The organism is Acrocarpospora phusangensis (assembly GCF_016862995.1).
GTDB lineage: Bacteria > Actinomycetota > Actinomycetes > Streptosporangiales > Streptosporangiaceae > Acrocarpospora > Acrocarpospora phusangensis.
In genome coordinates, this window is the sequence record NZ_BOOA01000021.1 from 66380 (window position 1) to 83928 (window position 17549).

The window sequence follows — 17549 nt, forward strand, 5'->3', positions numbered from 1 at the left end:
GTCCTACCAGCTCAGCAGCACGAGTTCGCTGCAGAATCCGGGGCCCATCGCGATCAGCAGCCCCGGCGTGCCCGGCGGCGGGCGCAGCGCGATGGTGTCCCGCAGCACGTGCAGCACCGACGCGGAGGACAGGTTCCCGACCCCGGCCAGCGAGCGCCAGGTGACGTCCAGCGCGCCCGGCGGCAGGCCGAGGGTCTCCAGCACCGCCTCCAGCACCTTCGGGCCGCCGGGATGGCAGACCCACGCGGAGACGTCCCCGATGGTCAGCCCGTGGTCGGCGAGGAAGCCGCGGACGTCGTGGCCGAGGTGGGCGCGCGCCACGTCCGGCACGCCCGCGTCCAGCACGACCCGGAACCCGGTGTCGGTGACGTCCCAGCCCATCACGTGCTCGGAGCCGGGGTAGAGGTGGCCGCGGCTGGCCACGACCGTCGCGTGCGAGGGCTCCCCGCGCGCCGCGCCGACGGCCACCACGGCCGCCGCGCCGTCCCCGAACAGGGCGCCCGCCACCAGGTTGGCCGGGCTGACGTCGCCGCGCTGGAGGGTCAGCGAGCACAGCTCGACCGAGAGCAGCACGGCCACGTGCTCCGGCCAGCCGCGCAGATAGTCGTGGAGCCGGGCGATCCCGGCCGCCCCGGCCACGCAGCCGAGCCCGAACACGGGCAGCCGCTTCACGTCGGGGCGTAAGCCCAAGCGGCCGGCCAGCCGCGCCTCGATGGAGGGGGCGGCGATCCCGGTCACCGAGGTGAACATGATCATGTCGACGTCGCGGGGGGTCAGCCCGGCCTCGGCCAGCGCCCCGGCGACGGCCTCCGCGCCGAGGTCGAGGGCGGCCTCGATGAAGACGTCGTTGGCCATGCCGAAGCCGGTGAGCTTCTCGTAGTCGGCCAGGGGGAGCGCGAGGTGGCGGTGCTCCACCTTCGCGCCGCGGTGCAGGCGCTCCAGCACGCGCCGGTCGGCGCCGGGACACATCCGCGCCACCGCGTCGGTGATCTCGGCCTGCGGATAGCGATTCGGCGGCAGAACACTGTTAACGGCGGCAATACGGGACATCCGGCTCCCCGTCTCACTGATACCTGTCGGGTCACTCATGCCCATCTTCATCTCCTCCATCCCCGTGTGAGAGATCGGCATGCCGGGCATCTCCCGGTCTGTGAGCATCCCGGCCCCCGCGCGACCCTCTCTCCCGTACGCGCTCGCGGCCGCCTGCCATCCCGGCCCGACCCTGGCGGTCACGGCTCTGGTGACCGCGCTCGTGGCGGGCAGCGGCAGGTCCCCGGCGGCCTGCGCGGGCGTGGCGCTGGCCGTACTGGCGGGGCAGCTGTCGGTGGGGTGGTGCAACGACGCCGTGGACGCGGCCAGGGACGCCGCCACCGGGCAGCGCGGCAAGCCGATCCCCGCCGGGCTGGTCAGCGTGCGCACGGTGGGTGTCGCGGCCGGGGTGGCGCTGCTGCTGTGCGTGCCGCTGTCACTGCTGTCCGGGCCGGTGGCGGCGGCCGTGCATCTGGGCGCGGTGGCGCTCGCGTGGGCGTACAACCTGGGGGTCAAGGCGACCGTGCTGTCCTGGGCGCCGTACACGGTGGCGTTCGGGCTGGTCCCCGTGTTCGTGGCGGCCGGGCTGCCCGGTGGCGTACGGCCCGCCTGGTGGGCGGTTTCGGCGGCCGCGCTGCTCGGGCTGGGGGCGCATCTGGCCAACGTGCTGCCCGACATCGACGCCGACCTGTCCACCGGCGTACGCAGCCTGCCGCAGCGGCTCGGCGCCCGCCGGGTCCGGCTGCTCGCCCCCGTCCCGCTGCTGCTGGCCGTCGCCCTGCTCGTCGTGGGCCCGGCTGGCGATCCCGGCATACCCGGTTGGACGGCGCTCGCCGCCGCCACCACGCTGACGGCGGCGAGCTGGACTCTCGGCGCGCGCCGCCCCCGCGTGCCCTTCGTGACCGCGATCGCCGTGGCCGCGGTCGGCGTCGTCCTGTTACTCGTGCGCGGGGCCGGGGTCTAGATCAGCCGGGTGGCCAGGCTCAGCCGGAACGGCGCCCGGTCGAAGACGAGCAGCCGGCGAGCCAGGCCGGTGTCGACGTCAACGGTGTGGACGGAACCGTCCCGGGGCTTCCACACACTCGGACAGGAGGTCCGCCAGTTCCGGCGCGATGGCCCGCAACCGCCGCAGGGCGTGGAAGGTCCGACTCTTCACCGTCCCCGGGGAACACCCGAGCAGCCGGGCCGTCTCCGCCTCGCCAGCACGGTCTGCAGCAGATCCTCGGCCAGGTGCCGTTCACCCGTCAGCAGGTAAGCGGTCCCCATGAGCGCGGGACCGCGCGCCAGGACGAACTCGCGGAACCCCTCGGATAGGTTGGCGGCCTCGATCAGCCCTTGTAGTTGAAGATCTGGCGCAGGGTGTGCCGGATCTGGACCAGGTCGCGCTGGTCGGCCATGACCTTGTCGATGGGCTTGTACGCCTTCGGGTGCTCGTCCACCAACGCCGCCGCCCGGTTGGCGTTCCAGGTCCGCCCCCGCATGGCCTCCTTCAGCGACCTGGCCGTCAGCTCGCGCCGCGCCTGGCCGCGCGACATGCGCCGCCCAGCCCCGTGCGAGCACGAGTTGTACGACTCCGGGTTCCCCAGCCCCCGCACGATGTACGACTGCGTCCCCATCGACCCGGGGATGACCCCGTCGTCCCCCCGGTCGGCCTTGATCGCGCCCTTCCGGGTGATCCACAGCTCGGTCCCGAAGTGCGTCTCCCGCTGGGCGAAGTTGTGGTGGCAGTTGATGGTCTCCACCATCGCGCCCTTCTTCACCACGCTGAACAGCGCGTTGTTCAGCACGGCGTTCATCCGGGCCCGGGAGGCCATCGCGTACGCCTGCGCCCACAGCATGTCCTCGATGTAGGCGGTGAACTCGGGAGTGCCCTGGACCAGGTAGGCCATGGCCGGGTCCTCCAGCGTGATCGCCTGCCGCTCCATCAGGCCCTTGGCGTCCGTGATGTGCCGGGTGGCCAGCTGGTTGCCGATGCCGCGCGAGCCGGAGTGCAGCACCGTCCAGACCCGGCTCCGCTCGTCCAGGCAGACCTCGGCGAAGTGGTTGCCCGAGCCGAGCGTGCCGAACTGCACCGAGACGGTGTGGGCCTGCTTGGCGGTCAGCTCGCTGTGCGGGCGGCCCAGCTCGTCCAGCGCCCGGTCGATGGAGCTGTCGTCGTGGCCCTTGCCGACCCCGGCCGGGATGCGCCGCTCGACCAGCGGCATCAGCGCGTCCAGCGAGGCGGGCAGGTCCTCGGCGGTCAGCGACGTCCTGGTCGCGATCATGCCGCAGCCGATGTCCACGCCGACGGCGGACGGGATGATCGCCCCTTCGGTGGGGATGACCGAGCCGACCGTGGCGCCGATGCCGACGTGGGCGTCCGGCATGAGGGCGACATGGCCGGTCACGAAGCTCATCCGGGCGGCGCGGGCCGCCTGGGAGACCGCCTTGGGGTCCAGGTCACTCGCCCAGGAGAGTACGTTCGGGGCGACCTCGTTCGGCATGATGATCCTTTCGCGTCGGACCCAGTGTCGCCCAGCCGCCCGTACGGATCCCACTGGTTTTTGCCCGCGCCGGGCCGCTTTCTGGCGTTGGAGATCCGAGGCATTAGGGTGGAGATGTCACATGCGATGGAGGTCTGCCCGGTGTTGGTCGACTCGTTTGGGCGGGTGGCGACGGACCTGCGGGTCTCGCTGACCGATCGGTGCAACCTGCGGTGCACCTACTGCATGCCGCCGGAAGGCCTGGACTGGCTGCCCAAACCCGAACTGCTGACCGCCGACGAGATCGTCCGGCTGGTCACCATCGGCGTGACCCGCTTCGGCATCACCGAGGTGCGCTACACCGGCGGCGAGCCGCTGCTGCGGCGGGAACTGCCCGAGATCGTGGCCCGCACCTCCGCGCTCGGCGCGGAGATCTCCCTCACCACCAACGGCATCGGGCTCGCCCGGCTGGCCGGCACGCTGGCCGAGGCCGGGCTGCACCGGGTGAACGTGTCCCTGGACACCCTCGACCGCGAGGTCTTCGTCAAGCTGGCGCACCGGGACCGCCTCAAGGACGTCCTGGAGGGCCTGGAGGCGGCCGAACGCGCCGGGCTCACCCCGGTCAAGGTCAACGCGGTCCTCATGCGCGGCGTCAACGACCACGAGGCCGTGCCGCTGCTCCGGTTCTGCCTGGAACGCGGGTACGAGCTGCGCTTCATCGAGCAGATGCCGCTGGACGCCCAGCACCGCTGGACCCGGCAGGGGATGATCACGGCGGACGAGATGCTGGCGGCCCTGCGCACCGAGTTCGAGCTCGCCGAGGCCGACCCGGGCGAACGCGGCAGCGCCCCCGCCGAACTCTTCCTCGTGGACGGGGGGCCGGCGCGGGTCGGGGTCATCGGCTCGGTCACCCGCCCGTTCTGCGGGGCCTGCGACCGGGTCCGGCTCACGGCCGACGGCCAGGTCCGCAACTGCCTGTTCGCCACGGAGGAGTCCGACCTGCGGGCTGCGATGCGCGCCGGGGCCTCGGACGACGACCTCGCCGGCCGCTGGCTGGGCGCCGTACGGGGCAAGAAGGCCGGTCACGGCATCGACGACCCCAGCTTCCTCCAGCCCGCCCGCCCGATGTCCGCCATCGGCGGCTGACCGTGGCCGGGGCGCGGCGGCGCGAGGTGCTGGCGGAGGGGCCGGCTCGTTACGATGGGCGCTCCCCGCACGGGCCGCTGGAGCCGTACCGGCCGGCCGTGCGGGACCGGGTGCCGTGGTCCGACCGCGACACCCCGGGCGATCTGACGCGGGCCAACGGACGGGAGACGGCGTGAACGTGCTGGAGCAGTGGACCGAGCGGGTCTGCGCGGAGCTGGGGATCGACCCGGCCCGGCTGGACCGGAACGCGGTGCTGGACCTGACCAAGGACGTCGCCCACGGCGTGGCCCGCCCGGCCGCGCCGCTGACCGCCTACCTCCTCGGCCTGGCCCAAGGCGCCGGTACGGCCCCCGCGGACGCGTCCGCCCGCATCTCCGCCCTCGCCAAGGCCTGGCAGAACGACCAGACCCCACAAGCCTGAGACTTTCCCGAAGCCCTCGACCTGAGACTTTAGGCAGGCGACCTGAGACGTTCAGGCAGGGCGAACCGCGACGGTCAGGGCCCACCCACCCGGTGGGCCCAAACGATCCGGACCCCCGGCGCGAACCGGGCTTCAAAACCGGGCAAACCCACCGTCGGATCCGCCTCACGGCCGGGCAAACCGGTGGCAAAACCCGGGCCCTGTCAAGACAGCGGTCAAGGCTTGATGAAAGCCTAAGACCCTGATCAAAAATTAAAGCGGACGGCGCGCTTACCCAAAATGAGCACAGGTCCGGGAAAAGGGCGATGCCGGGTGGTTACGGGGGCAAACCACCCGGCATCGCTTCATCGGCGTTCCGACGGGGGCCCGGAACGCCGGCACCAGCGCTCCGACGGGGGACCAGAGCGCTTGGCTAAACTGTACACCTACCACCCTTGGGATGCGTCAAGACTTAGTCACGACCCGATCTCGCGTCGATGCCGTGGTATCTCGTTTTGGTTAGCTCCGTGCTCGTCCAAGGGCGCCGGCAGCCCCGCGGCCCGCTCGTTGGCCCCGATCACGGCAAGGTACGGCAAAAGAACCGCCCCCGCGATGAAGAGCAGCCGCACCGGCCACGGCGCCGGCACCGCGACGGCCAAGATGAGGCAGACCACACGGATGCTCATCTTGATGACGTAGGAGATCTCGCGCTTGCGGATGTCCGCCGAGAGACTCGGCTGCGCGTCCGTCACCTGGTGCACTTCCGGCCGGTTCCGGCGTCTGACCTTCATGTTTCCACCCTACGCCGCCGCGATACGATCATTTTCCGCAACCGAGGAGCCGGAGGACGCCATGGGGGACCGCACATACCGGGTCACCGAGATCGTGGGCACGTCGGGCGAGAGCGTCGACGCGGCCATCCGCAACGGGATCCGCCGGGCCGCGCAGACACTGCGCCACCTCGACTGGTTCGAGGTGACGGAGGTGCGCGGCCACATCGAGGACGGCGAGGTGGCCCACTTCCAGGTCGGCATGAAGGTCGGGTTCCGGCTGGAGGACTCCGAGTAACCGGTGTGACCCGTCCGGGCCTCAGCTGGCCTGGCTGACCGTGGACATGTTGAAGTCCGGCACCCGGACCGGGGGCATGACCGCGCGGGTGAAGTAGTCGTTCCACTCGCGCGGCAGCGTCTGCTCGCTGACGCCCACCTGGGTGAGCCGCCCGAGCAGGTCCACCGGCGACTCGTTGAACCGGAAGTTGTTGACCTCCCCGACGACCTCGCCGTTCTCGACCAGGTAGACGCCGTCCCGGGTGAGCCCGGTGAGCAGCAGCGACTGCGGGTCCACCTCGCGGATGTACCACAGGCAGGTGAGCAGCAGCCCGCGCTCGGTGGCGGCGATCAGGTCGTCCAGGCCGCCCGCGCCGGTCGCGCTCTCCATGATCAGGTTGTCGATCTGCGGGGTGGCGGCCAGCCCGGTCAGCTCCGCCGAGTGGCGGGTCTGCACCAGGTTGCTCAGCGTGCCGCCGGAGATCCAGTCGGTGTGGTCCAGGGGCAGGCCGTTGTCGAAGACCGACTGCTCGCGCCCCGAGGTGTGCGCGACCGCGAAGTCCACGCACTCCACACCCGGGTGGCGCGGGTCGCTGAACAGCCGGATCGGCGCCTCGGACAGCCGCTCGCCGACCTGGGTCCCCCCGCCCGGCCTGCTGAACACGGTACGGCCGTCGGCCGCGTCCCTGGCCCCCGCCGACCAGTACAGGTAGATCATCAGGTCGGAGACCGCGGTCGGCGGCAGAATCGTCTCGTACCGCCCGGCGGGCAGGTCGACGCGGCGCTTGGCCCAGTCCAGGCGGCGCGCCAGCACCCCGTCCAGAGCGGCCACGTCCACGTCGGAGAAGTCCTTGGTGGCCACCCCGGTCCAGGCGGAGCGGGCCATGTCGGGCGACTTGGCGTTGAGTTCGAGGCGGCCGGTCGGCTGGTCGTAGCGGCGGCGCAGGCCCCCGCTGGTGCCGACGAAGACCGTGTTCACCAGGTGCTCGGCGAAGCCGTACAGCCGGCGGCCGGAGGCTTCGGCGGTGGCGAAGGTCTCGCCCAGGGCGGGGGCGAAGCCGGCGAACACGTCGATCGAGGTGGGCTCCACGGGCGCGTCCCAGTCGGCCTGGGCGAAACCGTCCACCAGGGGCCTGGCGTCCTCGGAGGGCCGCGCGTCCCTGGCCGCCGCGTCGGCGGCCGCCACCACGTCGGCCAGCTGGTCGTCCCGGACCGCGGAGCGGGACACCACGCCCACCCCGGCACCGGCGATGGAGATCACCGTCAGCCGGGCCGAGCGGGCCACGCCGTTGGTGGTGAGGGTGTTGCCCGCGAAGCGCAGGTTGGCGCTGGAGCCCTCGTCCACGATGACGACGCGGTCGTCCGCCCCCGGCAGCGCGAGCGCGCGTTCAACAGTCTCCTGCGGGGTCACTTGCCGCCCTCCTGCACCGTGTTGAGGATCCGGACGTTCCGGAAACGCGCGGTCGGGCAGCCGTGGCTGACCGGCGCGACCTGTCCTGGCTGGCCCTTGCCGCAGTTGAAGGCGCCGCCCAGCACGTAGGTCTGCGGGCCGCCCACCGCGTCCATGGAGCGCCAGAAGTCGGTCGTGGTGGCCTGGTAGGCCACGTCGCGCAGCTGCCCGGCCAGCCTGCCGTCCACGATCCGGTAGAACCGCTGGCCGGTGAACTGGAAGTTGTAGCGCTGCATGTCGATCGACCAGCTCTTGTCGCCCATCACGTAGACGCCGTTCCCGACGCCCGCGATCAGCTCCTCGGTGGACGGGCCGCCCTCGGCCGGGCGCAGCGAGACGTTGGCCATGCGCTGGATCGGCGGGTGGCCGGGGGAGTCGGCGAAGGCGCACCCGTTGGAGCGGCCCAGGCCCTTCAGCAGGGCCATCCGCCGGTCGAGCTGGTAGCCGGTGAGCGTGCCGTCGGTGACGATGTCGAACGACTGCGCCCGCACGCCCTCGTCGTCCCAGCCGACCGTGGCCAGGCCGTGCTCGGCCGTGCGGTCCCCGGTCACGTTCATGATCTTGGAGCCGTAGGTGAGCTCGCCGAGCTGGTCGAAGGTGGCGAACGAGGTGCCCGCGTAGGCGGCCTCGTAGCCGAGGGCCCGGTCCAGCTCGGTGGCGTGGCCGATCGACTCGTGGATGGTCAGCCAGAGGTTGGAGGGGTGCACGACCAGGTCGTACAGCCCCGGCTCGACGGAGGGGGCGGCCAGCTTCTCGGCCAGCAGCTCCGGCAGGGTGGCGAGTTCGGCGGGGAAGTCCCAGCCGGTCCCGGTGAGGTACTCGTACCCCCGGCCGGCCGGCGGGGCCAGGGTGCGCATGTCGTCGAAGCGCTCGCCGTCGGCCCGCATCGCGGTCAGCTGCGGGTGCACCCGGACGCGCTGCTGGGTGGTCACCGTGCCGGCCGAGTCGGCGTAGAACTTCTGCTCCTTCACCTGCATCAGCGACGCCGAGACGTGGTCCACCCTGCCGGCCTGGGCGAGCAGGTCGCCCGACCAGCCGGCCAGCAGCTCCACCTTCTCCCGCAGCGGCACCTCGAACGGGTCCACCTCGTAGGCCGACACCCAGGTGACGTCCGCGTAGACCGGCTCGGGCGCCAGTTCCACCGGCTCCCGGTTGATCGGCGCGCTCACCTCGGCCACCAGCACGGCCTGCTCGGCCACCGCCGCGGCGGCCTCGGGGGTGAGCGCGATCCCGGCGGCGAACCCCCAGGTGCCGTTCTTCACCACCCGCACCGCGAAGCCGAGGTCGTCGGCGTCGATGGAGCCCTCCAGCTTGGCGTCGAACAGGCGCAGCGTCTCCGCGCGCACCCGTTCGAGCCGGAACGCCGCATACTCCGCGCCCAGCTCACGGGCCCGCGCGAGCGCGGCGTCGGCCAGCCGCCGCAGCGGCAGGGCGAGAAAATCCGGATCGATCTGACGCATGCGCCGATCCTAGCGGGGCCCTCCGACACTCCCGCCGGGCGTCCGGCGCCCCCGCCGGTCGGCGGCCCCGGAGGCCCCGCGACTGGCCGAACCCCACCACGCCGCACCGGCGACCTTGTCTCGGGCGGACAAGCCCTTACCGAGTGGTAGCCGATACCGTCGGGGCATGGCTCGTTCTGTACTCGTCACCGGCGGCAACCGCGGCATCGGCCTCGCCATCGCGCGTGAACTCGCGGCGAACGGCGACGCCGTCGCCGTCACCCATCGATCCGGCGAACCCCCGGAAGGTCTGTTCGGCGTCCGCTGCGACGTCACCAGCCAGGCCGACGTCGACGCCGCGTTCGACAAGGCCGAGGCGGAGCACGGCCCGGTCGAGGTGGTCATCGCCAACGCGGGCATCACCAAGGACACGCTGCTGGCGATGATGAAGGAGGAGACCTTCACCGACGTCATCGACACCAACCTCACCGGCGCCTACCGGGTGACCAAGCGCGCCGTCCGGCCCATGCTGCGCCTCAAGCGCGGCCGGATCGTGCTCATCTCCTCGGTGGTCGCCCTGCTGGGCTCGGCCGGTCAGACCAACTACGCCGCCTCCAAGGCCGGTCTGGTGGGCTTCGGCCGTTCGCTCGCCCGCGAGCTGGCCTCCCGGAACATCACGGTCAACGTCGTCGCCCCCGGCTTCGTGGAGAGCGACATGACCGCGCAGCTCACCGAGGAGCAGCAGCAGCTCATCCGCAAGCAGATCCCCCTCGGCCGGCAGGGGCACGCCGCCGAGATCGCGAGGGTCGTCCGGTTCCTGGCCAGCGACGACGCCTCCTACATCACCGGCGCGGTCATCCCCGTCGACGGAGGACTGGGAATGGGGCACTAGAACATGAGAATCCTCGAAGGCAAGCGCCTGCTCGTCACCGGCGTGCTCACCGACGCGTCCATCGCCTTCAGCGTGGCCAAGCTGGCCCAGCAGGAGGGCGCGAGCATCGTGCTGACCGGCTTCGGCCGGCTGAGCCTGGTGGAGCGGATCGCCAAGCGGCTGCCCGAGCCGCCGCCGGTGATCGAGCTCGACGTGCAGAACACCGAGCACCTCGACACGCTGGCCGACCGGGTCGGCGAGCACCTGGACGGCCTGGACGGCGTGGTCCACTCGATCGGCTTCGCGCCGCAGAGCTGCCTGGGCGGCAACTTCCTCAACACGCCGTGGGAGGACGTGGCCACCGCCCTGCACGTCTCCACCTACTCCTTCAAGTCCCTGGCCGTGGCCTGCCTGCCGCTGATGAAGGAGGGCGGCGGCGCGATCGTCGGCCTCGACTTCGACGCCACCAAGGCGTGGCCGGTCTACGACTGGATGGGCGTGGCCAAGGCGGGCCTGGAGTCGGCCAACCGGTATCTCGCCCGCGACCTCGGCAAGCACGGCATCCGGGTCAACCTGGTCGCCGCCGGGCCGCTGCGGACCATGGCGGCCAGGAGCATCCCCGGCTTCCAGGAGTTCGAGGACAGCTGGCCCGCCAAGGCCCCCCTCGGCTGGGACCTGGCCGACACCGTGCCCGCCGCCAAGGCCTGCCTGGCCCTGCTCTCGGACTGGTTCCCCGCCACCACCGGGGAGATCGTGCACGTGGACGGCGGCGTCCACGCCATCGGCGCCTGACCGGCCTGAGCGAGTCTGATCAAGCGGGGGCGGCCGGCCTAGGCCAGCCGGTGGGTGCGGCTGCTCGCCATGGGCAGCCCCGACAGCGGCAGGCCCTCCGGCTCGGCCGCCTCCCTGGCCCGCCTGGCCGCCACCACGCGGGCGGTCAGCACCGCCGACAGCAGCAGCGCCGCCGTCAGCGCGGTCGCCACGGGGTCGTACGGCTGCCGCGGCCGCGCGGGCTCCCTGCGCGCCTCCCCGGTCAGCGCCGGGACGAGCTGACCCGGCCACAGGAGCGGCAGCTCGGCCTCCTCGACCCTGACCACCCTGCCCTCGTCGCCCAGGTCGACCGGCTCGGCCGGGTCGCCGACGTCGATGAAGTGGGGCCGGTTCTCCGGCGGCCGGGGGTACTCCGGGAGCGTTCCCGAGCCGGAATCGGCGTCGGAGTCCGGCGCGGAGTCGCCGGGCTCGGCCGCCTCCGGCTTGGGGGTACGGCCGGGCCGGGGCCTGCCCTCCTCGGCCGCCTCGCCGCCGCAGCCGGACCCGGCCAGCAGCGGCAGGCAGGTCTCCAGCACGGTCCCGCCGAGGCCGCCGCCGGACACCCGGGGCGCGGTGGCGGTGGGGGAGGGCGTCCGCCGCGGGCCGGTCGCCGACGGGGTCGGGGTGACGGCGGCGCCCGCGCCGCCCACGGCGCCGGTCGCCCCGCTGACCTTGCTGTCCACGGAGTCGGTGACGGTCGAGAGCGTGCCGCCGGTCACCTCGTCCACCACGTCGGTGACGCCGTCGACCACCTGGCACAGCCCGTTGGCGACGCCCGAGAGCGGCCCGTGGGCTACGCAGTCGGCCGCCCACGCGGGACCCGCCGCCAGCAGGGGCGTGCCCCCGCTGAGCGCGAGCGCCAGCGCGCCGGCGGAGATGGCGGACGCGTGACGCCCGGTCCCCATAGAAGTCCCTCCCCACCCCAGCAAGCGCAACGCTTACTTGGCTCGCTCCAGTTTTTCCGGCGCGGCAGGGATTTCCGCGGAAAGTTGCGATTCGGTATCGACGCGTAATACGCGAGGCACCCTCTCGTTCGGAAAGCGGACCCAGGCCGTCAGGAGGAGACGTCGTCCAGGGCTTCCCTGATCTCCCACGGCAGCGTGAGCTTCTCGGACTGGAGCACACCGAGCAGCTGGGCGTGGGTACGGGCCCCCACGATGGCCGACGACACGCCCGGGCGGTCGCGGATCCAGGAAAGCGCGACGGCGAGCGGCGAGACCCCCAGCCCTTCGGCCGCGGTCGTCACCGACTCCACGATCCGCCGCGACCTCTCATCCAGGTACGGCTGGACGAAGTCAGCGAAATGGGGCGTCGCCGCGCGGGAGTCGGCCGGGATGCCGGTGCGGTACTTGCCGGTGAGCACGCCGCGCCCGAGCGGCGACCAGGCCAGCACGCCCGCCCCGACGTGCGCGGCGGCCGGTAACAGCTCGTCCTCGGCCTCCCGGGCGACCAGGGAGTACTCGACCTGCGTGGAGACCAGCGGGGCCCGGCCGGGGGCGCACCGCTGCCAGGTCGCGGCCGCCGCCAGCTGCCAGCCGGCGTAGTTGCAGACGCCGGCGTAAGCCGTACGGCCCGAGGAGACCGCGGTGTCGACGGCGGCGAGCGTCTCCTCCAGGGGGACGTCGGGGTCGAAGGCGTGCAGCTGCCAGAGGTCGATCTCGTCCAGGCCCAGCCGGTCCAGGGAGGCGTCCAGGGCGCGGATCAGGTGGCGGCGGGAGCCGTCCTTGCCGCCGGGGGTGAGCACGGCCTTGGTGGCGACGACCAGGCCGGAGCGCGGGACCACGTCGGCCAGCAGGCGCCCGATCAGGCGTTCGGCGTCGCCGCCCGCGTACACGTCGGCGGTGTCGATCAGCGTGCCGCCCGCGTCGGCGAACGCGGTGAGCTGAGCCGCCGCCTCGTCGGCGCCGGTGTCGCGAGCCCAGGTCATCGTGCCCAGGCCGATCCGGGACACGGAAAGCCCGCTGCGCCCGACAAATCGCTGATCCATTGCGAGTCAGAGTATCGCGTCGAAGGCTCTAAGCTGGCCGATCGTGGACGTTCTCCAGGCCATCGTTCTGGGGATCGTGCAAGGACTGACCGAGTTCCTGCCGATCTCCAGCTCCGCGCATCTGCTCATCGTGCCCAAGCTGCTCAACTGGCCCGATCCGGGGGCCGCCTTCACGGCGGTGATCCAGCTCGGCACGATGCTGGCGGTGCTGCTGTTCTTCTGGCGCGACATCGTGCGGATCAGCTGGATCTGGCTGAAGAGCCTGCGCGACAAGGAGCTGCGGAGCAGCCTGGACGCCCGGATGGGCTGGTACATCATCCTGGGAACGATCCCGATCTCGGTGGCGGGCCTGCTGTTCGCGGACCTGATCGAGGGCCCGGCCCGCAACCTGTGGCTGAACGCGTCCATGCTGATCGTGTTCGGCCTGGTCCTGCTGATGGCCGAGCAGTGGGGGTCCAAGCGCAAGCAGATCGAGGACCTGACCCTGAAGGACGGCCTGATCATCGGCGCCTGGCAGATGCTGCCGCTGATCCCCGGGGCGTCCCGGTCCGGCTCGACCCTGACCGGCGCGATGTTCCTCGGCTACACCCGCGAGGCGGCGGCGCGCTACTCGTTCCTGCTGTCCATCCCGGCCGTCGTGCTCTCCGGCATCTTCGAGATGCGGCACGTCGGCGACGGCGGCGGCCCGCCGCTCGTGCCGACGATCATCTGCACGATCGTGTCCTTCGTCGTGGGGTACGCGTCGATCGCCTGGATGCTCAAGTGGGTGGCCAAGCACTCCACCAACCTCTTCGTCGTCTACCGCGTGTTCGCCGGGTCGCTGCTGCTGACGCTGCTGTGGCTCGGCGTGATCACCCCATGAGCACGCTGATCCTGCTCCGCCACGGGCTGACCGAGCTGACCGGGCCCGTGCTGGCGGGCCGGACCCCCGGCCTGCACCTGGACGGGCGCGGCCGGGAGCAGGCGGCCGCGGTCGCGGCGCGCCTGGCCGGAATCCCCCTGGACGCCATCGTCTCCAGCCCGCTGGAGCGCTGCCTGGAGACCGCCGAGGCGGTCGCGGCCGGCCGGGAGCTGGAGATCAGTTCCGATGAGCGGTTCATCGAATGCGGGTACGGCGACTGGACCGGCAGGAAACTGGCCGAGCTGGCCAAGGAGCCCCTCTGGCAGGTCGTGCAGGCGCATCCGAGCGCGGCCGTCTTCCCCGGCGGCGAGTCGCTGGCGGCCATGCAGCACCGCGCGGTGCGGGCCGTACGGGACTGGAACGAGCGGCTGGGGGAGCGGGCGACCTACCTGGTCTGCAGCCACGGCGACGTGATCAAGGCCATCGTGGCGGACGCCATGGGCCTGCATCTGGACCAGTTCCAGCGAGTCACGGCCGACCCCGCCTCCGTCACAATCATCAGATATACCCCCATACGCCCCTTCCTGCTCAAACTTAACGAGACCGGGAATATCGCTCTGCCGGAACAGGGTTCGGCGGACAAAGATGGGGGAGAAAACATCACCGGGAGCGATGCCGCCGTCGGCGGCGGAGCTGGGACCACGTAGGGTCTGGTTATGCCGGTCTTCGACTACGATCCGCCAGACAGGTTCGTGGCCGGTGCCGTGGGGCAACCGGGCGCGCGAACCTTCTTTCTGCAGGCCCGGGGGCAGGGCAGGGTCACGACCGTCTCGCTGGAGAAGTTCCAGGTGGCGGTGCTGGCCGACCGCCTCGACGAACTGCTGGACGAGGTGCTGCGCCGCAGCGGCGGGCGCGCGCCCGTCCCGGCCGCCGCGTCCGCGGAGCTCGCCGACATGGGCCCGCTGGAGATGCCGATCGACGAGGAGTTCCGGGTGGGCACGATGGCCCTGGCCTGGGACCCGGAGACCGCCCAGGTGATCATCGAGGCGCAGGAGGCCACCGCCGAGGACGACGAGGAGGAGGATCCGCTCTTCACCGACCCGGACCGCCCGCCGCCCGCCGTGCTCCGGGTCCGGATCAGCCCCGCCCTCGCCCGCGCGTTCAGCCGCCGGGCCCTCGACGTGGTGGCCGCCGGCCGCCCGCCCTGCCCGCTCTGCGGCCAGCCGCTGGACGCGGAGGGGCACATCTGTGTTCGTCTCAACGGTCACCACCCCGGGGGATTGACTGCATGACAGCGGAGAGCGCCGAGGAAGGCACGGGTCTCGACGACGCCGCGGCCATGCGTCTGCTGCGCGAAGGCAGGCTGGAGGTGGCCGGCCGGCTGGTCGAGGCCACCAACATGACGCTCTACTGCACGATCAGCGCGGGCGACCAGCTGGCCGCGTGCGTGTACAAACCGGTCCGGGGGGAGCGGCCGCTCTGGGACTTCCCCGACGGCACGCTGGCCGCCCGCGAGGTGGCCGCCTACGAGGTGGCCGCCGCGACCGGGTGGCGGCTGGTGCCGCCCACGGTCTACCGGGACGGCCCGTTCGGGCCCGGCATGGTGCAGCTCTGGATCGACGCCGACCCCGAGGCCGACCTGATGGCGCTGGTGCGCAGCCGGCAGCCCGCGCTGCGCCGGATGGCCGTCTACGACGCCGTCGTCAACAACGCCGACCGCAAGGCCGGCCACCTGCTGCCGCTGCCCGACGGGCACATCTACGGCGTCGACCACGGCGTCTGCTTCTCCGAGGAGGGCAAACTCCGCACCGTGCTGTGGCAGTGGCGGGGCAAGCCGCTGCCGCGTGAGGCGGTCACCGTGCTGGTGACCCTGGAACGGGAGATCGAGAGGGGACGACTGGGCCGCAGATTGCGCGAACTGCTCACCGTCGCCGAGGTCGAGGCGACCTGGAACCGGGTAAGAAAGCTCCTGGACACCGGCGTTCACCCCTACCCCTCGGAGGACTGGCCGGCCATCCCCTGGCCGCCGATCTAGACGGGCCACACCTTTTCGGGCACTCTGCATGAGTCTCTACCGATAATGGAGGGAACGGGCATTGTGTACGGTGATCGTGAGCGTCGAACCCGACGCGGAGGTGCCGGTCCTGCTGGCCGGGGTCCGTGACGAGTTCGTGGCGCGGCCCTGGATGTCGCCGGGGGCGTACTGGCCGGAGCATCCTGATCTGCTGGGCGGGCGGGACCTGCTGGGCGGGGGCACCTGGCTGGCCGTGAACCCGCCGGCCCGGCGGGTGGCGGCGCTGCTCAACGGGCGCGGGCGCCCGGCCGCGCTACCGGTCCGGCTGAGCCGGGGCGACCTGCCGCTGCTGGCCGCCGAGGCGGGCGAGATGCCCCCCGTGGACCTGTCGCGGTACGACCCTTTCTACCTGGTCGTGGCCGGCCTGGACGGGGTGCGGCTGTGGACGTGGAACGGGGAGAAGATCGCTGAGGAGAAGCTTCCGCGCGGCCTGCACGTGATCGTCAACACCGGCCTGCCCGCCGACGAGGAGAACGAGCGGGTGGCCCACTTCCGGCCGAGGTTCGCGGCGGCCCCCCGGCCGGAGTACGTCACCGAGGGCTCTCCGGAGCGCTTCTGGGGCGAGTGGCTCCCCCTGGCCAGCGGCGACAACCTGCTCCCCGACGACCCGCGCACCCTGATCGTCCGGCACGTGCTCCCCGACGGCCGCGTCTACGCCAGCCTCTCGGTCACCCTGGCCGCTCTCGCCGAGCACGGCGTGCGCTACGACTTCCTGCCCTTCCCCGAGGACCCCCGGACCTGGCACTCCGTGGAGATGCCGCCGGAAGGGCGCGGATAGGCTCAGTGCATGCGATCGTGGCCTGCACCGAACATCCCCCGCCTGCCCGGTTCCGGGCACCCCCTGCACCTGTACGACACCGCCGCCCGCCAGGTCCGGCCCACGGCCCCGGGCAGCGAGGCCCGGATGTACGTGTGCGGCATCACCCCCTACGACGCCACCCACATCGGCCACGCCAACACCTACCTCTCCTTCGACCTGGTCAACCGGGTCTGGCGGGACGCGGGCCACGACGTGCACTACACCCAGAACGCCACCGACGTGGACGACCCGCTGCTCGAACGCGCGGGCCAGACCGGCGTGGACTGGCGTGAGCTGGCCGAGGACCAGATCGAGCTGTTCCGCACCGACATGGCCGCGCTGCGCATCCTCCCGCCGCGGGAGTACGTCGGGGTGACCGAGGTGATCGACCAGGTGGCCGGGCTGATCGGCCGGCTCGGCGACGCGGCCTACCGGGTGGACGGCGACGTCTACTTCGCCCGCTCGGCCGCCCCCAAGTTCGGCGCCGTCTCCGGCCTCGGCGAGGAGGAGATGCTGGCGCTGTTCGCGGAGCGCGGCGGCGACCCGGAGCGGCCGGGCAAGCGCGACCCGCTGGACTGGCTGCTGTGGCGGGCCGAGCGCCCCGGGGAGCCGTCCTGGCCGTCCCCGCTGGGCGCCGGCCGTCCCGGCTGGCACATCGAGTGCACGGCGATCGCCCTGGCCAACCTGGGCAGCGGCTTCGACGTGGCGGGCGGGGGCTCCGACCTGGTCTTCCCGCACCACGAGATGGGCGCGAGCGAGGGCCACGTGGCGACCGGGGAGTGGCCGTTCGCCCGGGCGTACGTGCATTCGGGCATGGTCGGGCTGGACGGCGAGAAGATGTCCAAGTCCCGCGGCAACCTGGTGTTCGTCTCCAAGCTCCGGCAGAGCCACGACCCCATGGCCGTACGGCTGGCGCTGCTGGCCCACCACTACCGCTCCGACTGGGAGTGGACCCCCGCCGAGCTGGCCCGCGCGGAGGCCCGCCTGGGGCGCTGGCGGGCGGCCGTGGCGCGCCCGTCGGGCCCCGGCGGCCTGGCCCTGCTGGAGCGCGTGCGAGGGCTGCTCGCCGGCGACCTGGACGCCCCGGGGGCGCTGGCGGCCGTCGACGAGTGGGCGGCGAATGAGGGCGCGGACGAGGAGGCCCCGGCGCTGGTGCGCGCCACGGCCGACGCGCTGCTGGGCGTGGAGCTGTAGC

General features: G+C 72.3%; 21 protein-coding genes. 13 read left to right on the forward strand and 8 right to left on the reverse strand.

Going from position 1 to position 17549, the window contains the following annotated elements; all coding sequences use genetic code 11:
- Positions 1-3 precede the first annotated feature (3 nt).
- Positions 4-1050, reverse strand: coding sequence for a type III polyketide synthase (locus Aph01nite_RS14975; protein ID WP_204041470.1), 1047 nt, complete (start codon positions 1048-1050; stop codon positions 4-6).
- Between the two features lie 79 nt (positions 1051-1129).
- On the opposite strand from Aph01nite_RS14975, the gene Aph01nite_RS14980 reads away from it, so the two are divergent.
- On the forward strand, positions 1130-1993 hold the full coding sequence (locus Aph01nite_RS14980) for a UbiA family prenyltransferase (RefSeq protein WP_204041471.1): 864 nt from the start codon (positions 1130-1132) through the stop codon (positions 1991-1993).
- 78 nt (positions 1994-2071) lie between these two features.
- Here the strand turns inward: Aph01nite_RS14980 and Aph01nite_RS42625 are convergent, their stop codons facing one another.
- Both Aph01nite_RS42625 and Aph01nite_RS14990 read right to left on the reverse strand, forming a co-directional pair.
- Positions 2072-2209, reverse strand: a complete 138-nt coding sequence (locus Aph01nite_RS42625) for a hypothetical protein (protein WP_373872300.1) — start codon at positions 2207-2209, stop codon at positions 2072-2074.
- 148 nt (positions 2210-2357) lie between these two features.
- A complete protein-coding gene (locus tag Aph01nite_RS14990; protein WP_204041472.1) occupies positions 2358-3512 on the reverse strand; it encodes an RtcB family protein in 1155 nt (384 codons plus the stop codon).
- 141 nt (positions 3513-3653) lie between these two features.
- Here Aph01nite_RS14990 and moaA point away from each other — a divergent pair, with 141 nt between their 5' ends.
- Genes moaA through Aph01nite_RS15005 form a run of 3 tightly spaced genes read left to right on the forward strand, consistent with a single transcriptional unit; the run spans position 3654 to position 5058 of the window.
- On the forward strand, positions 3654-4637 hold the full coding sequence (gene moaA / locus Aph01nite_RS14995; protein WP_239161702.1) for a GTP 3',8-cyclase MoaA: 984 nt from the start codon (positions 3654-3656) through the stop codon (positions 4635-4637).
- A 2-nt stretch (positions 4638-4639) separates the two neighbouring features.
- Complete coding sequence (locus Aph01nite_RS15000) at positions 4640-4813, forward strand: hypothetical protein (protein WP_204041473.1); 174 nt, start codon at positions 4640-4642, stop codon at positions 4811-4813.
- Positions 4810-5058 (forward strand): DUF6457 domain-containing protein, encoded by a 249-nt coding sequence (locus Aph01nite_RS15005; RefSeq protein WP_204041474.1) that lies wholly within the window; start codon positions 4810-4812, stop codon positions 5056-5058. The genes Aph01nite_RS15000 and Aph01nite_RS15005 overlap by 4 nt, the downstream gene beginning before the upstream one ends.
- A 455-nt stretch (positions 5059-5513) precedes the next feature.
- Here Aph01nite_RS15005 and Aph01nite_RS15010 read toward each other — a convergent pair whose 3' ends face one another.
- Positions 5514-5828: a DUF3099 domain-containing protein gene (locus Aph01nite_RS15010; RefSeq protein WP_204041475.1), complete on the reverse strand. Its 315-nt coding sequence runs from the start codon at positions 5826-5828 to the stop codon at positions 5514-5516.
- Between the two features lie 61 nt (positions 5829-5889).
- Between Aph01nite_RS15010 and Aph01nite_RS15015 the strand changes: the two genes are divergently transcribed.
- A complete protein-coding gene (locus tag Aph01nite_RS15015; protein WP_204041476.1) occupies positions 5890-6105 on the forward strand; it encodes a dodecin in 216 nt (71 codons plus the stop codon).
- A 21-nt stretch (positions 6106-6126) separates the two neighbouring features.
- On the opposite strand, the gene Aph01nite_RS15020 is transcribed toward Aph01nite_RS15015, so the two are convergent.
- Both Aph01nite_RS15020 and Aph01nite_RS15025 read right to left on the reverse strand, forming a co-directional pair.
- Positions 6127-7494, reverse strand: coding sequence for a metallopeptidase TldD-related protein (locus Aph01nite_RS15020; protein WP_204041477.1), 1368 nt, complete (start codon positions 7492-7494; stop codon positions 6127-6129).
- Positions 7491-8993: a TldD/PmbA family protein gene (locus Aph01nite_RS15025; protein ID WP_204041478.1), complete on the reverse strand. Its 1503-nt coding sequence runs from the start codon at positions 8991-8993 to the stop codon at positions 7491-7493. Before Aph01nite_RS15025 ends, Aph01nite_RS15020 begins: the two co-directional genes overlap by 4 nt.
- Before the next feature lie 166 nt (positions 8994-9159).
- Here Aph01nite_RS15025 and fabG point away from each other — a divergent pair, with 166 nt between their 5' ends.
- Both fabG and fabI read left to right on the forward strand, forming a co-directional pair.
- On the forward strand, positions 9160-9864 hold the full coding sequence (fabG, locus tag Aph01nite_RS15030) for a beta-ketoacyl-ACP reductase (protein WP_204041479.1): 705 nt from the start codon (positions 9160-9162) through the stop codon (positions 9862-9864).
- A gap of 3 nt (positions 9865-9867) precedes the next feature.
- A complete protein-coding gene (gene fabI / locus Aph01nite_RS15035) occupies positions 9868-10635 on the forward strand; it encodes an enoyl-ACP reductase FabI (RefSeq protein WP_204041480.1) in 768 nt (255 codons plus the stop codon).
- A gap of 38 nt (positions 10636-10673) precedes the next feature.
- Here the strand turns inward: fabI and Aph01nite_RS15040 are convergent, their stop codons facing one another.
- Together Aph01nite_RS15040 and Aph01nite_RS15045 are read right to left on the reverse strand one after the other, a co-directional pair.
- Positions 10674-11558, reverse strand: a complete 885-nt coding sequence (locus tag Aph01nite_RS15040) for a hypothetical protein (RefSeq protein WP_204041481.1) — start codon at positions 11556-11558, stop codon at positions 10674-10676.
- A 149-nt stretch (positions 11559-11707) separates the two neighbouring features.
- Positions 11708-12640 carry an aldo/keto reductase gene (locus Aph01nite_RS15045; protein ID WP_204041482.1) on the reverse strand — a complete coding sequence of 311 codons (933 nt, stop codon included), beginning with the start codon at positions 12638-12640 and terminating at the stop codon, positions 11708-11710.
- Positions 12641-12683: 43 nt separating this feature from the next.
- Here Aph01nite_RS15045 and Aph01nite_RS15050 point away from each other — a divergent pair, with 43 nt between their 5' ends.
- The 6 genes from Aph01nite_RS15050 to mshC all read left to right on the forward strand — a co-directional run bounded on the left by Aph01nite_RS15050 (position 12684) and on the right by mshC (position 17548).
- Positions 12684-13502 carry an undecaprenyl-diphosphate phosphatase gene (locus Aph01nite_RS15050; RefSeq protein ID WP_204041483.1) on the forward strand — a complete coding sequence of 273 codons (819 nt, stop codon included), beginning with the start codon at positions 12684-12686 and terminating at the stop codon, positions 13500-13502.
- Positions 13499-14188 (forward strand): MSMEG_4193 family putative phosphomutase, encoded by a 690-nt coding sequence (locus tag Aph01nite_RS15055; RefSeq protein ID WP_204041484.1) that lies wholly within the window; start codon positions 13499-13501, stop codon positions 14186-14188. Before Aph01nite_RS15050 ends, Aph01nite_RS15055 begins: the two co-directional genes overlap by 4 nt.
- Positions 14189-14197: 9 nt before the next feature.
- A complete protein-coding gene (locus Aph01nite_RS15060) occupies positions 14198-14773 on the forward strand; it encodes a DUF3090 domain-containing protein (RefSeq protein ID WP_239161703.1) in 576 nt (191 codons plus the stop codon).
- A complete protein-coding gene (locus Aph01nite_RS15065; RefSeq protein ID WP_204041485.1) occupies positions 14770-15516 on the forward strand; it encodes an SCO1664 family protein in 747 nt (248 codons plus the stop codon). Before Aph01nite_RS15060 ends, Aph01nite_RS15065 begins: the two co-directional genes overlap by 4 nt.
- 76 nt (positions 15517-15592) lie before the next feature.
- On the forward strand, positions 15593-16333 hold the full coding sequence (locus Aph01nite_RS15070; RefSeq protein ID WP_239161704.1) for an NRDE family protein: 741 nt from the start codon (positions 15593-15595) through the stop codon (positions 16331-16333).
- A gap of 9 nt (positions 16334-16342) precedes the next feature.
- Positions 16343-17548, forward strand: a complete 1206-nt coding sequence (gene mshC / locus Aph01nite_RS15075; RefSeq protein WP_204041487.1) for a cysteine--1-D-myo-inosityl 2-amino-2-deoxy-alpha-D-glucopyranoside ligase — start codon at positions 16343-16345, stop codon at positions 17546-17548.
- Position 17549: the final 1 nt, after the last annotated feature.